Here is a 14,530-nt window from a genome sequence, read left to right as displayed (position 1 = left end):
TGGTTCACTAACGGCATGGGTGAGAAGGTGGCGGCCGGTACCCGGGCCAAATTACTGGCGGCAGCGGAGCGGCTACTGCTGACCGAGCGCTACGAGGACGTCTCGGTGCGGGCGATCTGCGTGGCCGCGGGCGCCAACCCGGCCGCGGTGCACTACCACTTCGGCTCCAAGGAGGCGCTGATCGCCGCGCTCATCGAGGATCGGCTCGGACCGCTGTGGGCCGAGGGGCTGGCGGCGGCCACCGCCACCGAGCCGAGTTCGGTCCCGGCGGTGGTCGACGCGGTGCTCGCGCCGTTCGTCGAACTCGCCGCCGACCCGATGGGCCGGTTGCATCTGCGGCTGCTGGCCGGATTGATCCTGCGCCGGCGGCCGATGTCCTGGCAGCACCAGTGGTTCAGGATGGAGACGTGGTCGCAGCTGCTGCCGGAGCTGAGCTCCGGCGAGGCGCGCCGGCGCTGGCAGCTGGCCTTCGACCTGATCATCATGCGTTTCGGCAGCACCGAGGACTACGACATCGCGCCGTCCGCGGTGGCGACGCTGCGCGAATTCGTCATCGCCGGGCTGAGCGCGCCGCCGCCCGCTTCCGGAGCTCCGCACGCCGCCTCCACCGCTTCGCATACCGCCGTACAGGAGTAAGTAGTGAACGATATCTTCGAACCCGTCGATCTGGGGCCGATCACCCTGCGCAACCGAGTGATCAAGGCCGCCACCTTCGAGGGCCGGACCCCCGACGCGCTGGTCACCGACGAGCTGATCGAGTTCCACCGGGAGATCGCGGCCGGCGGGGTGGGGATGAGCACCATCGCCTACTGCGCCGTCGCGCCGGGCGGGCGCACCGACCGCCACCAGATCTGGATGCGGCCCGAGGCGCTACCGGGACTGCGGCGCCTCACCGATGCCATTCATGCCCAAGGGGCCAAGGTCAGCGCGCAGATCGGCCATGCCGGACCGGTTGCCAACGCGGCCTCCAACCGGGCGCCGGCGCTGGCGCCGACCCGGCTGTGGTCGCCGTTGAGCATGAAGATGATGCAGTCGCCGTCGGTGGCCGAGATCCAGGATCTCGTCGCCGCGCACGTCCGGGCGGTGTTGCTGGCCGAGGAGGCCGGATTCGATGCCGTGGAACTACATTTCGGCCACAACTATCTGGTCAGCTCGTTCCTGAGTCCGCTGCTGAACCGCCGGAAGGACGCCTACGGTGGGCCCTTGGACCATCGCGCCCGGATGGCCCGCGAGATCGCCCTCGCGGTGCGCGAAGCCGTCGGCGGCCGGCTGGCGATTCTGGCCAAGCTGAATATGGAAGACGGTGTGCGCGGCGGGTTTTCGCTGGCCGAATCGCTCCAGGTGGCGTCCTGGCTGGAATCCGACGGCGGACTCGACGCCCTGGAACTCACCGCGGGCAGTTCGCTGCTCAACCCGATGCTGCTGTTCCACGGCGACGCGCCACGGCAGGCCTTCGCCAAGACGCTGCCCGGCCCGACCCGGCTGGGCTTCAAGCTGGTCGGCAAGGCGTTCCTGCGCGAGTACCCGTATCACGGCACGTACCTGCTGGAACGGGCCCGCCAGTTCCGCCGCGAGCTGTCGATGCCGCTGGTGCTGCTGGGTGGGATCACCGACATCGACGATATGCGGCGGGCGCGGCGCGAAGGCTTCGAATTCATGGCGATGGGCCGCGCCCTGCTCCGCGAGCCGGATCTGTTGCAGCGCATCCGCTCCGATGCCGGCACCCGCTCGGCCTGCATCCACTGCAACGAATGCATGCCCACCATCTACACCGGCACCCGGTGCGTGCTGCGGCTGGACGGCCCGCCCATTCCCACCCACTGACCCCGATCGACAAGGAAGAGAGACGAATTCATGAGTGGACGTTTGACGGGCCGAGTCGCCCTCATCAGCGGCGGTGCCTCCGGCATGGGCGCCTCGCACGCGCGGGCCTTCGTCGCCGAGGGCGCGCGGGTGATGCTCGGCGACATCGCCGACGGCGCGGGGCAGGCACTGGCCGCGGAGCTGGGTGAGCAGGCCGGCTACGTGCACCTCGACGTCACCGAGGCCGCCGACTGGCAGGCCGCCGTCGCCGCCACCGTCGAACGATTCGGGCTGTTGAACGTCCTGGTGAACAACGCGGGCGTGCTCGACGGCGGCCCGCTGGGCACCTACACCGAGAAGCAGTGGCAACGGGTCATCGACATCAATCTGACCGGTCCCTTCCTGGGGTTGAGCGCCGCGCGCGACGCCCTGGTCGCCGCCCGCCCGGCCGCGGTGATCAATATTTCCTCCGCGGCCGGTCTCCAGGGCGTGAGCGGCATGCACGCCTACACCGCCTCGAAGTTCGGAGTGCGGGGGCTGACCAAGTCGGCCGCGCTGGAACTCGCGCCCGAGGGCGTGCGGGTCAACTCGGTGCATCCCGGCGGAATCCTGACGCCGATGATCGGGGTCACCGAGGAGATCGCGGTCGATCGCGGCGAGAATGTGCGGGCGCGGCTCGGCCTGCCCGCCGAGGTGTCGGATCTGGTGGTCTTTCTCGCGAGCACCGAATCCAGCTACTGCACCGGTGCGGAATTCGTCGTCGACGGCGGGATGACGGCCGGTTCGGTGGTGGGCTGACCATCCGCATAAACTGTCGGCATGCAAATGTTCCTGGATATCCTCCTGGTCATCACCAGCGTGCTGCTGGTGCTGCTGGTGTTGCTGCACCGCGCGAAGGGTGGAGGCTTGTCCAGCCTGTTCGGTGGTGGTGTGCAGTCGAGTCTGTCCGGATCCACGGTGGTCGAGAAGAACCTCGACCGCATCACCATCTTCGTCGGCCTGATCTGGTTCATCGCCATCCTCGGTATCGGCTTCGAGATCAAGTTCGCCTGATCGGCGCGGGCGCCGTGCCGCGACGCCGCCACGCGCGGATCGCGATCGCCGATACCGCGGCCACGGCCAGGATCGACGCCGCGATCGCGAACGCGGCGTCGTAGCTGTCGCCGAGCACCGGCGCCACCACCAGGGGACCGAGCATCTGGCCGAGTCCGTATCCGGCGGTCAACGTCGCCGCCGCCCCCGGACCGGCCAGATCGTCGCCGATCTCGAGGGCGAGCAGGGTGATCCCCATGAAGGTCGCGCCGAACAGCGCGGCCGACGCCACCGCCGGCCAGACACCCGCCGACAGCGTCGGCAACAGGGCCGACAGACATTGCAGCACGAGGGCGGCCACCAACGCGATCACCGGAGTCGCCCGCCGGGCGATCAGACCCCACACCACGGTCGCAGGGGCGGCCGCCACACCCACGACGATCCAGATCGCGGTTCCCGCGGACCGATGGCCGGTGGCGTCCACCGCGGCGACCAGGAACGTTCCCAGGACGATATAGCCCAGACCCTCCAGGAAATAGGTCGTCTGCAGTAGCCGCCAGGAGCGTTTCGACCGTACCGTCGCCGCGCCGGTGCGGCTACCGGCGACCACCTCCAGCCGCAGGGCCGGCCACAGCAGCAGCGCGGTCAGTCCGGCCGCGGCGAGCCACAGCGCCTGCCAGGAGAGCGCCGATTGCGCGATCAGCACCAGTGCACCCGTTGCCGCGATTCCCGACCCCACTCCGGCGAACGCGATACCCGCTGCGCGCCTTCGGTTTTCGTGCCGGGCGGCGATCTGCGCGCAGCCGATGAACAGCACCGCGCCGGCGATGCCGGCCACCGTGCGCACGATGATCGGCACTATCGCGGGCGCGGGGATCGCCATGGCCGCCTCACTGACCACCAGTGCCGCGGCCGACAGCCGAAATGTCGTGCGGCCGTAGTATTCCGGAAACCGCGCCAGCGCGACCGCGCCCAGCAGATAGCCCGCGTAGTTGGCCGCGGCGACAACTGCGCCGGTATGTGCGTCGAAGCGCCCGGCGTCGATCATCACCGGCAGCAGCGGCGTGTAGACGAAGCGACCGATGCCCATGGCGGCGGCCAATCCGGCCGAGGCGCGCAGCGCGGGCGCGAGGGATGCCTGTCGAGAAAGTGCGATGGTCACGCCGACTCACGCTACGGATCCGGCGCGGCCCGGTGAAATGCTTCCTGTGCACGATGTATACGCTGAGCGTATGGATCTGGAATTGCGCCACCTGCGCGCGTTCCTGGTGCTGTGCGAGGAAGCCAACTACACCCGCGCCGCGGCGCGGCTGCACACCACCCAGCCCTCGCTCACTCGCACCGTGCAGCAAGCCGAACGGATTCTGGACTGCCGGCTGATCGAACGCAGTGCGCGACGCTTCGCCCTCACCGCCGAAGGGGAGTACCTGCTGGCGGCCGCGACCCGGATCGTCGCCGATATCGATGGTGTGACCGCCGATCTGCGGCTGCGGGCCCGGGTCTCGGTGGGGTTTTCCTGGCTGCTGCCCGACGACTGGTTCGCCGAGGTCCGCACCCGCTTCGAGGCGCGCGGCGGGCGGGTCGGCATCCATCGCATCGACGATCCGGTGGCCGCCGTCGCGGCGGGAAGTATCGATATCGGCCTGTACCGCAAGGACATTCGGCTTCCGGCTGCCATGTCGGGGCGGATCATCGGCACCGAGCGGCGGGTGGCGGCGGTGTCCACCCGGTCCCCGCTGGCGAACGCGCCGGCGCTGCGGTGGCAGGATCTGGCCGCCTATCCGCTGGTGGTCAACACCGTCTCCGGCACCACCGACGAAACCAGTTGGCCCGCAGCAGAACCCGGCCGCGAGATCGTCACCTGCACGAATTTCGACGAGTGGATCGAGTTGATCGCCGCCGACCGCGGCATCGGGGCCGTTCCCGAACTCGCACGCACCCGAGCGCCGCATCCCGGCGTGGCCTACCTCGATATCCCGGACGCCCCGCCCTCGGCCCTGCGGCTGGCCTGGCGGACCCGGCCCGCGCCGGGCAGATCGGTGCGCAGCTTCCTCGACATCGCCTCGAACGGCTGAAGGCCACGAACGGCGTCGGACGCCGGAGGAAACCTCAGGCCGGGTGGCCGGGAGTGAGACCGGCGAGGTCGCTGTAGCGCAGTCCGGTGGTGCCCTCCGGCGGGGCCGGACCGCCCAGCGGTTCCAGCAGCAGACCCACGTGGTCGCCGACATCGTGGCGCTCGAGGATCCGGCCGGAGAACCAGGCCGCCGCCTCGTCGAGCACCACCACTCCGTCGGGCCCGTGATGCCACCGGCACCACGTGAACTTGTCGACGTCGTCGCCGGTCTCCGCGCCGAACAACTGGGCCAGAGCCCGCGCCCCGGAATCGACCAGATGAACCGCGACATGGGTGGCGCCGGCGGCCACCCGGTAGGTGTAGTTGAGTTCGGACAGGCACACCAGGAATCGGCGTGGTTCGATGCTCACCTGGGACGCGAACCCGACCACACATCCGGCGCGCTCGGATTCGGTCGCCACGGTCACGACGTAGATCGGAGCGTCCGCCGCCGCCACCAGCGCGTCGAAATTCGCGATCGCGTCCATCCACCCTCCTTCACCGCCGGCGTCGCGGATGCGACCCGCCGCCTCAGGCTAAGCGAACAGCCGCCGTCACGTGCGCGGCACGCGGCCGTCGATATCGGTGAAGCCGTAGGCTTCGGCCAGATCGGCCACTCGCCACGCCCGTCCGGTGCGCGAGCGCCGGCCCGGATCCGCCGCGAGCGCGACCACCGCGCGCCCGGCGAAATGCGGAGTCTCGGCCTCGTTCAGATCGAAGGTGCCTTCGCCGGGCAGCGTGATCAGGCGCCGGCCCTGCGCGTCGGCCGGAACCAGCTGCAGCAGTTCGGTATTCACGATTCCCGGCCACAGCGACACCACCGTGACCTCGGTGCCGGCCAGATCGTGCGCCATATCCGCGGTCAGCCGGTCGACGGCGGCCTTGCCCACGCCGTAGACGACGTTGTGGGTGAAATGTTCGGCGCCGGGTGAGGAGATGTCGACGATCAGCCCGCCCGAGTCGATCAGCAGCGGCGCCGCGAAATGGGCGGCGGCGTAATGGGAGCGCACGCCGATATCGAAGCCCTCGTCCCAGGCCTTCGGCGGCACCTCCCAGAACGGTTTGCCGAGCCAGCGCGCCGAGGCGGGGGAGTTGTAGACGTTGTTGACCAGCACATCCAACCGGCCGTGATCGGCGCGCACGGTCTCGAACAGCCGTGCGACCGCCTCGTCGTCGCGGTGGTCGCAGACGAACGGCACTCCGCGCCCGCCGAGCTCGTCGATCTCGCTCGCGGTCGCGGCCACGGTGCCCGGCAGCTGCCCGGGACGTTCCGAGCGTCCGGTCACGTACACCGTGGCGCCGGCCGCGCCCAGTTCGAGCGCGATGCCCTTGCCGATGCCGCGGCTCGCGCCGGTGACGACGGCGACTCGATCGGTCAGTATTCCGTTCACGACTCCGGGACACTACCGTGAAACGAGAACGTGTTCTAGTACCTGGGAGGCGCAGTGGGGCCGACGCATCGGTTCGTGGAGACCAACGGGATTCGGCTGCATATCGCCGAACAGGGCCGCGGGTATCCGGTGATCTTCTGCCACGGATTTCCGCACGGCTGGTACGTGTGGCACCGGCAGCTGTCGGCACTGGCGGCGGCCGGATACCACGCCATCGCCCCCGATCTGCGCGGCTACGGCCGCACCGAGGCGCCCGGCGGAGTGGAGGCGACCACCAATCGGGCCGTGATCGGCGATCTGCTCGGACTGCTCGACGACATCGGCGCCGAGCGAGCCGTTTTCGTCGGCCTGGACTTCGGCGCCCAGCTGGTGTGGGAGCTGGCATTGCGCGCGCCGGAGCGGGTGGCGGCGATCATGGTGCTGAACAATCCGTACGCGCCCCGCCCACCGAAGGCACCGTCGGAGTTCTGGACGCGCGCGGCGCAGCGTCACTTCCTGCACCTGTCGTATTTCCAGGAGCCCGGTGTCGCCGACGCCGAACTCGCCGCTCGCCCACGCGAATTCCTGGCCCGCGTGTACTACGCGCTCAGCGGCGAATTCCACTACCTCGACACCTGGAAGAACCCGCCCGGCATCGGCTACCTCGACGCGCTGCCGCACGCCCCGGCGCTGCCCTGGTCGTGGTTGCCGGAATCCGAATTCGACATCCTCGCAGCCGAATTCGAACGGACCGGCTTCACCGGCGGACTGACCTGGTACCGGGCGCTGGATCGCAACTGGGAGCTGACCGAAGGCCTGCCGACGACGGTCCCGGTGCCGACCTGTTTCCTCTACGGCGAAAACGACCCGGATATGGAGGGTTTCAGCGGCCGAGACCCGCTGGCGGTGCTGCGCGCGCACGTCCCGGATCTGCGCGCGGTCGAAAAAGTGCCCGGCGCAGGACATCTCGTTCAACTGGAGCGCACCGGTGCGGTGAACGACTTCCTGTTGCGGCACCTCGCCGAACTTGTCGCCGGCGATGCGTCGCGAAATGCGGCGCTGCGGTAGGAATTCCCCACTCCCCGCGCTGGGTGCGGCCGGAGCGTCTACGCGCAGGGCGTCGATGAGCCGGGGAAGCGATGTGGGGGCGGCGATGTGCGGTCTGGCATGCTGGCCGCGTGCCCCTCATCGACATCACCTGCGCGCCCCGTGTCTCCGACGATTCGAAGCGCCGGCTGGTCGAGGAGTTGCCGCATATCGTCTCCGTCGCGGTGGCGTGTGCCGCGGAACCGTACGACGGCTGCCTGCGACCCGGGGACGTCCTGGTGCGCTTCCGGTCCGCCGAGCCGGGCGACCGGTTCGATATCGACGTGCTGATCGAAGTGAAGTCGAAGTGGTTCGAGGACCGCGCCGCCGACCGTGACCACCGGGCGGCTCATATCCACGACGAGGTGGCCCGCATCCTGCCCGCGGGCCACCTCGTCGGTGTGTATCTGAGCCTGCCTGTCGCCGCGTGGGCGCAGACGGACGACGACTAGCCGGGATGCCGCCCTGGCCTCAGGACAGTTTCGCGGCCGCGGCCTCGTCCAGCATCCACGTCGTGGATTCGCTGCCGTGCGCCCCGGCCGCCGGGATCTCCAGCGGGGAGGCACCGGCCACGGCATCGGCCACGGCATCGGCCTTGCCCTCGCCGCCGACCACTAGGACCACGTGCCGGGCGCGCGCGACCGCGGGCAGGGTGAGGGTGACGCGCACCGGCGGCGGCTTCGGTGAATCGGTCACGGCGAGAACCAGTTCGTGCTTCTCCGCCACCGCCGCGGAATGCGGGAACAGCGAGTTCACATGCGCGTCGCCGCCCATCCCGAGCAGATGCAGGTCGAATGCGCCGTGCTCGGCCAGATGCGCGTGCACCGCCGTCGAATACTCCGCGGCGGCCTCGACCGGATCCGGATACTCCCCGTCGGAGGTCGCGACCGGATGCACCCGCGCCGGATCGACCGGCACGTGGTCCAGCAGCGCCTCGCGCGCCTGCAGTTCGTTGCGTTCGGCATCGCCCGCGGGGACGAACCGCTCGTCGCCCCAGAACACGTCCAGCCGGCCGAAGTCGATCGCGCCGGGTGCGTGCCGCACCTGCTCCAGCAGGGCGATCCCGGTGCCACCGCCGGTGAGAACCACCGACGCCGAGCCGCGCTCGGCCTGAGCCCTGGTCACCACCTGCACGAACCGCACGGCTGCCGCCTTCACCAGTTCGTCGTGATCGGCGAAAACCGCGATTTCCGGCTTACTCATAGATCACCTTCCCGATTCCGGCCAGTGCCTCGGCGTAGACCTCGTCGGCATCGAGCCGCCGCAGTTCCTCCGCCAGGCAGTCCTTGGTCTCACGACGGGCGAGCGCGAACCGCTGATCGGGCTCGCCGGTACGCGTCAGGGTCGCCGTGCGGCCCGTCTGCGGACGTTCGATGCCGACCGAGACCGACGCCCGGTGCAGCACGACCTTCAACTCTCCGGTTTGCCGCCGGATCGGGCAGTCCAGTTTCGCCGCCAGCCATCCCGCCAGGATGTCGAGCGCGGGTTCCTCCGCCAGGCCCGAGACCGTCACCGATTCGATCGGCTCGTACGGCGGCACGTCGAGGGCGGAGGCCAGCAGCGCCCGCCAGAACGTGATCCGGCTCCACGCCAGATCGGTGTCGCCCGGCGCGTAGGAATCCAGCCGCCGGGTGATCGCCGCACGCGGGTCGGGAGCGTAGGTGGAATCGGTGATGCGGCGAATGGCCAAGCACCCCACCGAATCCCGGGAGGGGAACTCCGGCGCGCCGCGTGGCCACCACGCCACCACCGGAGTGTCGGGCAGCAGGAACGGGATGACCACGCTGCTCTCGTTGTTGACCAGCTCGCCCTGCAGTCGCAGCACTATCACCTCTGCCGCCCCGGCGTCGCCGCCGACCCGGATCTGGGCGTCGAGCTTGGTGTCGGAGAACCGGTCGCCGCGCGCGAGCACGATCACGCGACAGGGGTGTTCGCGGCTGGCGTCGTTGGCGGCGTCGATGGCGTCCTCGGCCTCCGAGGAATCCAGCGTGCACACCACCAGCGTGAGCACCCGGCCCATGGCGATCACACCGTTGGACTCGCGCAGGCTGACCAGTCGTTTGGTCACCTCGCGGGTGCTGGTGTCGGGCATGTCCACGATCATGGCCGCCGCCATTCCCGCCCGGTGCGGGCAAGCATCTCGTCGGCCGAGGCCGGACCCCAGGTGCCGGACTCGTAGGACTCGGGCTTACCGCCCTCGGCCCAGTGATCGAGCACGGGATCGAGGATGCGCCAGGCCAATTCGACCTCCTCGTTGACCGGGAACAGTGACGGCTCGCCCAGCAGCACATCCAGGATGAGCCGCTCGTAGGCCTCGGGCGAGGATTCGGTGAACGATTCGCCGTAGCTGAAATCCATGTTGACGTCGCGGACTTCCATACTGGATCCGGGCACCTTCGACCCGAACCGCATGGTGATGCCCTCGTCCGGCTGCACCCGGATCACCAGGGCGTTCTGGCCCAGCTCCTCGGTCATGGTCTGATCGAAGGGCAGATGCGGGGCCCGCTTGAACATGACCGCGATCTCGGTGACCCTGCGCCCCAGGCGTTTTCCGGTGCGCAGATAGAACGGCACGCCCGCCCAGCGGCGAGTGTCGACGTTCAGTGTGATCGCGGCGTAGGTCTCGGTGCGCGAACGCGGATCGAAACCCTCCTCCTCGAGCAGGCCCACCACGCGCTCGCTGCCCTGCCAGCCGGCCGCGTACTGGCCGCGGGCGGTGGTCTCCTCCAGCGGTTCGACCAGTTTCGTCGCCGAGAGCACCTTGATCTTCTCGATCTGCAGCTGCCTCGGCTGGAAGTTGACCGGATCCTCCATCGCCGTCAACGCCAGCAGTTGCAGCAGATGGTTCTGGATGACGTCGCGGGCGGCGCCGATACCGTCGTAATAGCCTGCGCGCCCGCCCAATCCGATGTCCTCGGCCATCGTGATCTGCACGTGGTCGACGAAGTTGGCGTTCCAGATCGGCTCGAACAGTTCGTTCGCGAACCGCAACGCCAGCAGGTTCTGCACCGTCTCCTTGCCGAGGTAGTGGTCGATGCGGAAGACCGTCTCCTCGGGGAACACCCGGTTGACCAAGGCGTTGAGTTCCTGGGCGCTCTGCAGGTCGTGACCGAAGGGCTTCTCGATCACCACCCGCCGCCACGGTTGTGGTTTGCCCGGCCCCGGATCCGGCGGCTTCGCCAGCCCGGTGCGCGAAAGCTGTTCCAGCACAACCGGAAACGCGTTCGGCGGAATCGACAGGTAGAAGGCGTGGTTGCCGCCGGTGCCGCGTTCGGCGTCCAGCTTCTTCAGCGTCTGCGCGAGCGTGCCGAAGGCGGCGTCGTCGTCGAAGGTGCCCTGCACGAAGCGGATACCTTCCGACAACTGTTCCCACACCTCCTGCCGGAACGGCGTGCGGGCGTGCTCCTTGACCGCCTCGAGGACGACCTGAGCGAAATCCTCGTCGGCGTAATCGCGCCGGGCGAACCCGACCAGCGCGAAACCGGGCGGCAGCAGCCCCCGGTTCGCGAGGTCGTAGATGGCCGGCATCAGTTTCTTGCGTGACAGGTCGCCTGTCACCCCGAAGATCACCAAGCTGCACGGGCCGGCGATCCGGGGAAGCCGCTTGTCGCGCTCCTCGCGCAGCGGATTCCCCGGGGCGGCCGTCTTCTTCTGGCCGGCCATCGCGGTCAGTTGCTTCCGGTGCTCTTCAACTCGGCGGTGGTCGCGGTGAGCAGTTCGTTCCACGACTTCTCGAACTTCTCGACACCTTCGCGCTCGAGGACGGCGAACACGTCGTCGAGGTCGACTCCGACGCCGGTGAGCGCGTCGAACACGCCCTGTGCGTCGGCCGCTGTGCCCGAGACCGTGTCGCCGCGCAGTTCGCCGTGGTCGGCGAATGCCTCGAGGGTCTTCTCCGGCAGCGTGTTGACCGTATTCGGCGCCACCAGTTCGGTGATGTACATGGTGTCGGGGTAGTCCGGGTTCTTCACGCCGGTGGAGGCCCACAGCGGCCGCTGCCGATTACCGCCGGAGGAGGCCAGATGCGAGTAGGTCGAGGTGTGGTTACCACCGTCGAACACGTCCTGGTAGGCGGCATATGCCAAGCGCGCGTTGGCGATTCCGGCCTTACCGCGCAAGGCCAGCGCCTCGTCGGAACCGATCTGCTCGAGCCGCTTGTCGATCTCGGTGTCCACGCGGGAGACGAAGAACGAGGCGACCGAATGGATGCGGGCCAGGTCGTGGCCGGCGATGCGCGCCTTGCGCAGGCCGTCCAGATAGGCGCCCATCACGCTGAGGTAGCGCTGCACCGAGAAGATCAGCGTGACGTTGACGCTGATCCCTTCGGCGATCACGCGCGTGATCGCGGGCAGGCCCTCCTCGGTGGCCGGAATCTTGATGAACAGATTCGGCCGGTCGACGATCTTCCACAGCTCGACCGCCTGCGCGACGGTCTTGTCGGTGTCGAAGGCCAGCCGCGGGTCGACCTCGATCGAGACGCGGCCGTCCACGCCGCCGGACGATTCGAACACCTCGGCGAGCACGTCGCAGGCCGAGCGGACGTCGTCGGTGGTGATCGTGCGGATGGCGGCGTCGGCATCGGCGCCCTGGGCGGCCAGTTCTTTGATCTGGTCGTCGTAGGCGTGGCCCTCGCTCAGCGCGACCTGGAAGATGGTCGGGTTGGTGGTCACGCCGACGACGCTGCGGGTGGCGACGAGGTCGGCGAGATTGCCCGAGCGGATCCGGTTGCGTGACAGATCGTCGAGCCACACCGACACGCCGGCTTGCGACAATGCGGCGAGATTCTCGTTCTGTGCCATTGGTTATCCCTTCACCTTGTCGAGTGAGCGCTTCGCGGCGTCGACGACGGCTTCGGCGGTGATGCCGAATTCGCGGAACAGGGTCTTGAAGTCGGCCGAGGCACCGAAGTGCTCGATGGAGACGTTCTCACCGTCGCTGCCGGTGAAGCGGTGCCACGGCATCGCGATGCCGGCCTCGACCGTGACGCGGGCGGTGATCTGCGGCGGCAGCACCTCGTCGCGGTAGGACTGTTCCTGCGCGTCGAACCATTCCACGCACGGCATGGACACCACGCGGGTGCCGATGCCCTGCTCCTCCAGCGTAGTGCGCGCGGCGACGGCGAGCTGAAGTTCGGAGCCGGTGGCGATCAGGATCACCTGCGGTGTGCCGGTGGAGGATTCGGCCAGGATGTATCCGCCGCGGGAGACGCCCTCGTAGCTGGTGCCCTCCAGGGTGGGGACGTCCTGGCGGGTCAGCGCCAGCGCCGACGGGCCGTCGGTGTGCGGGTGGTCGGCGGGCACGAAATGCGAATGCTGCTCGGCGCTTTCGAGCTCCAGGATGGTGCGCCAGGCGTACACGGTCTCGTTGGCGTCGCCGGGCCGGACCACGTTCAGGCCGGGGATGGCGCGCAGCGCGGCGAGGTGCTCGATCGGCTGGTGGGTGGGGCCGTCCTCACCCAGGCCGATGGAGTCGTGGGTCCAGACGTAGATGGCCGGCACCCGCATGAGCGCGGCCAGCCGGACCGCCGGGCGCATGTAGTCGGAGAACACCAGGAAGGTGCCGCCGTAGGGGCGGGTCGGGCCGTGCAGGGCGATGCCGTTGAGGATCGAGCCCATCGCGTGCTCGCGCACACCGAAGTGCAGGGTGCGGCCGTAGGGCTCGGCCTTCCACATACCCGTGGAGATCGACGTCGGGCCGAAGCTCGGTACGCCCGGCATGGTGGTGTTGTTCGATTCGGCCAGGTCGGCCGAACCGCCCCACAGTTCCGGCAGTACCGGCGCCAGCGCGGCCAGGACCTTGCCGGAGGCCTTGCGGGTGGCCATGCCCTTGGCGTCGGGTTCGAACGAGGGCAGGCCCTCGGTCCAGCCCTTCGGCAGCCGGCGCTCGCGCAGCCGATCGAACAGCTCCTTGTTCTCCGGGTTGGCCTGCGCCCACGCGTCGAACTGTTCCTGCCAGGCGGCGCGGGCGGCCTTGGCGCGTTCGGCGGCGTTGCCGCGGGTGTGGGCGATGACCTCGTCGTCGACGACGAAGCTCTGGCCCGGGTCGAAGCCGAGGACCTCCTTGGTGGCGGCCACCTCGTCGGCGCCCAGCGCGGCGCCGTGCGCGGCGCCGGTGTTCATCTTGTTCGGCGCCGGATAGCCGATGATCGTGCGCAGCAGGATGAACGACGGCTTGTCGGTGACGGCTTTGGCGGCCTCGATCGCCTCCAGGATGCCGGTGACGTTCTCACCGCCCTCGACGACCTGCACGTGCCAGCCGTAGGCGCGGTAGCGCTCGGCGGTGTCCTCGGTCAGCGCGATGGAGGTGTCGTCCTCGATGGAGATCCGGTTGTCGTCGTAGAAGACGATCAGATTGCCCAGCTGCTGCGTGCCGGCCAGCGAGGAGGCCTCGGAGGTGACGCCCTCTTCGATATCGCCGTCGGAGGCGATGACGTAGACGAAGTGGTCGAACGGGCTGGCGCCGGTCGCGGCGGACGGGTCGTAGAGACCACGCTCGCGCCGGGCGGCCATCGCCATGCCGACCGCCGAGGCCAGGCCCTGGCCGAGCGGGCCGGTGGTGATCTCCACGCCCCTGGTGTGGCGGAACTCCGGGTGGCCCGGGGTCAGCGAACCCCACTTGCGCAGATGCTTCAGGTCGTCGAGTTCCAGGCCCAGTCCCGACAGGTACAGCTGGATGTACTGGGTCAGGCTGGAATGTCCGCACGAGAGGATGAACCGGTCGCGCCCGGTCCAATCCGGATCGCTCGGGTCGTAGCGCAGGACCCGCTGGTAGAGGGTGTAGGCCAGCGGCGCCAAGCTCATCGCGGTGCCGGGGTGACCGTTGCCGGCGGCCTGCACCGCGTCGGCGGCCAGGACACGGACGGTGTCGACGGCTCTGGTGTCCAGTTCGGTCCAGTCGGCCGGATGTGCGGGCTGGGTGAGGGCGCGGATGTCGTCTGTGACTGACACGACCGAGGTTCTCCTGACCTTCTCGTGTGTGTACAACGGCGGCTTGCGGGCTGTACCCACCACCCTAGAGGTCGCCTGATCGCCGTGAGTGGGGAACCCTTCGCCCGCACCCCGTGCAGGTGCGCGGGGTTACGGTGAATGATGACAGCCGCCGTCGTGCCGGACCGACGCGATTCCGC

15 protein-coding genes are annotated in these 14,530 nt (G+C 69.1%); 7 read left to right on the top strand and 8 right to left on the bottom strand.

Going from position 1 to position 14,530, the window contains the following annotated elements; all coding sequences use genetic code 11:
* The first annotated feature begins 15 nt into the window (after window positions 1-15).
* Genes NA3_RS12225 through secG form a run of 4 tightly spaced genes read left to right on the top strand, consistent with a single transcriptional unit; the run spans window position 16 to window position 2,856 of the window.
* On the top strand, window positions 16-636 hold the full coding sequence (locus tag NA3_RS12225) for a TetR/AcrR family transcriptional regulator (protein ID WP_062963735.1): 621 nt from the start codon (window positions 16-18) through the stop codon (window positions 634-636).
* A gap of 3 nt (window positions 637-639) precedes the next feature.
* A complete protein-coding gene (locus NA3_RS12220; RefSeq protein WP_062963734.1) occupies window positions 640-1,824 on the top strand; it encodes an NADH:flavin oxidoreductase in 1,185 nt (394 codons plus the stop codon).
* Between the two features lie 30 nt (window positions 1,825-1,854).
* Window positions 1,855-2,601 carry an SDR family oxidoreductase gene (locus tag NA3_RS12215; RefSeq protein WP_062963733.1) on the top strand — a complete coding sequence of 249 codons (747 nt, stop codon included), beginning with the start codon at window positions 1,855-1,857 and terminating at the stop codon, window positions 2,599-2,601.
* Window positions 2,602-2,622: 21 nt separating this feature from the next.
* Window positions 2,623-2,856: a preprotein translocase subunit SecG gene (secG, locus tag NA3_RS12210; RefSeq protein WP_030518417.1), complete on the top strand. Its 234-nt coding sequence runs from the start codon at window positions 2,623-2,625 to the stop codon at window positions 2,854-2,856.
* Here the strand turns inward: secG and NA3_RS12205 are convergent.
* On the bottom strand, window positions 2,843-3,997 hold the full coding sequence (locus tag NA3_RS12205) for a YbfB/YjiJ family MFS transporter (protein ID WP_062963732.1): 1,155 nt from the start codon (window positions 3,995-3,997) through the stop codon (window positions 2,843-2,845). The two genes, secG and NA3_RS12205, sit on opposite strands and share 14 nt — an antisense overlap.
* A 70-nt stretch (window positions 3,998-4,067) precedes the next feature.
* On the opposite strand from NA3_RS12205, the gene NA3_RS12200 reads away from it, so the two are divergent.
* A complete protein-coding gene (locus tag NA3_RS12200; protein ID WP_062963731.1) occupies window positions 4,068-4,910 on the top strand; it encodes a LysR family transcriptional regulator in 843 nt (280 codons plus the stop codon).
* A 34-nt stretch (window positions 4,911-4,944) separates the two neighbouring features.
* On the opposite strand, the gene NA3_RS12195 is transcribed toward NA3_RS12200, so the two are convergent.
* Entirely contained in the window at window positions 4,945-5,436 is a 492-nt protein-coding gene (locus NA3_RS12195; protein ID WP_062963730.1) for a flavin reductase family protein, read from the bottom strand.
* Window positions 5,437-5,502: 66 nt separating this feature from the next.
* Complete coding sequence (locus NA3_RS12190) at window positions 5,503-6,339, bottom strand: SDR family NAD(P)-dependent oxidoreductase (RefSeq protein WP_062963729.1); 837 nt, start codon at window positions 6,337-6,339, stop codon at window positions 5,503-5,505.
* Between the two features lie 54 nt (window positions 6,340-6,393).
* Between NA3_RS12190 and NA3_RS12185 the strand changes: the two genes are divergently transcribed.
* Both NA3_RS12185 and NA3_RS12180 read left to right on the top strand, forming a co-directional pair.
* Window positions 6,394-7,386: an alpha/beta fold hydrolase gene (locus NA3_RS12185; RefSeq protein WP_062963728.1), complete on the top strand. Its 993-nt coding sequence runs from the start codon at window positions 6,394-6,396 to the stop codon at window positions 7,384-7,386.
* 110 nt (window positions 7,387-7,496) lie between these two features.
* A complete protein-coding gene (locus NA3_RS12180; RefSeq protein WP_062963995.1) occupies window positions 7,497-7,856 on the top strand; it encodes a hypothetical protein in 360 nt (119 codons plus the stop codon).
* A 19-nt stretch (window positions 7,857-7,875) separates the two neighbouring features.
* Here NA3_RS12180 and pgl read toward each other — a convergent pair whose 3' ends face one another.
* The 5 genes from pgl to tkt are packed head-to-tail and all read right to left on the bottom strand — an operon-like array spanning window position 7,876 to window position 14,351.
* On the bottom strand, window positions 7,876-8,607 hold the full coding sequence (gene pgl / locus NA3_RS12175; RefSeq protein WP_062963727.1) for a 6-phosphogluconolactonase: 732 nt from the start codon (window positions 8,605-8,607) through the stop codon (window positions 7,876-7,878).
* Window positions 8,600-9,508, bottom strand: a complete 909-nt coding sequence (gene opcA, locus NA3_RS12170; RefSeq protein ID WP_174561074.1) for a glucose-6-phosphate dehydrogenase assembly protein OpcA — start codon at window positions 9,506-9,508, stop codon at window positions 8,600-8,602. Before opcA ends, pgl begins: the two co-directional genes overlap by 8 nt.
* On the bottom strand, window positions 9,505-11,067 hold the full coding sequence (zwf, locus tag NA3_RS12165; protein WP_062963725.1) for a glucose-6-phosphate dehydrogenase: 1,563 nt from the start codon (window positions 11,065-11,067) through the stop codon (window positions 9,505-9,507). The genes opcA and zwf overlap by 4 nt, the downstream gene beginning before the upstream one ends.
* A 5-nt stretch (window positions 11,068-11,072) precedes the next feature.
* Window positions 11,073-12,203: a transaldolase gene (gene tal, locus NA3_RS12160; RefSeq protein WP_062963724.1), complete on the bottom strand. Its 1,131-nt coding sequence runs from the start codon at window positions 12,201-12,203 to the stop codon at window positions 11,073-11,075.
* A 3-nt stretch (window positions 12,204-12,206) separates the two neighbouring features.
* On the bottom strand, window positions 12,207-14,351 hold the full coding sequence (tkt, locus tag NA3_RS12155; RefSeq protein ID WP_062963723.1) for a transketolase: 2,145 nt from the start codon (window positions 14,349-14,351) through the stop codon (window positions 12,207-12,209).
* Between the last annotated feature and the right edge of the window lie 179 nt (window positions 14,352-14,530).

The organism is Nocardia africana NBRC 100379, from assembly GCF_001612635.1.
GTDB classification, from domain to species: Bacteria; Actinomycetota; Actinomycetes; order Mycobacteriales; family Mycobacteriaceae; genus Nocardia; species Nocardia africana.
This window is presented reverse-complemented; position numbering and strand designations above follow the sequence as displayed.

Excerpts from the sequence above, each read along its gene's own strand:
- NA3_RS12225 (WP_062963735.1), top strand. The coding sequence starts at position 16 with ATGGGTGAGAAGGTGGCGGCCGGTACCCGGGCCAAATTACTGGCGGCA.
- NA3_RS12215 (WP_062963733.1), top strand. The coding sequence starts at position 1,855 with ATGAGTGGACGTTTGACGGGCCGAGTCGCCCTCATCAGCGGCGGTGCC.
- secG (WP_030518417.1), top strand. The coding sequence starts at position 2,623 with ATGCAAATGTTCCTGGATATCCTCCTGGTCATCACCAGCGTGCTGCTG.
- NA3_RS12200 (WP_062963731.1), top strand. The coding sequence starts at position 4,068 with ATGGATCTGGAATTGCGCCACCTGCGCGCGTTCCTGGTGCTGTGCGAG.
- NA3_RS12195 (WP_062963730.1), bottom strand. The coding sequence starts at position 5,436 with ATGGACGCGATCGCGAATTTCGACGCGCTGGTGGCGGCGGCGGACGCT.
- pgl (WP_062963727.1), bottom strand. The coding sequence starts at position 8,607 with ATGAGTAAGCCGGAAATCGCGGTTTTCGCCGATCACGACGAACTGGTG.
- opcA (WP_174561074.1), bottom strand. The coding sequence starts at position 9,508 with ATGATCGTGGACATGCCCGACACCAGCACCCGCGAGGTGACCAAACGA.
- zwf (WP_062963725.1), bottom strand. The coding sequence starts at position 11,067 with ATGGCCGGCCAGAAGAAGACGGCCGCCCCGGGGAATCCGCTGCGCGAG.
- tal (WP_062963724.1), bottom strand. The coding sequence starts at position 12,203 with ATGGCACAGAACGAGAATCTCGCCGCATTGTCGCAAGCCGGCGTGTCG.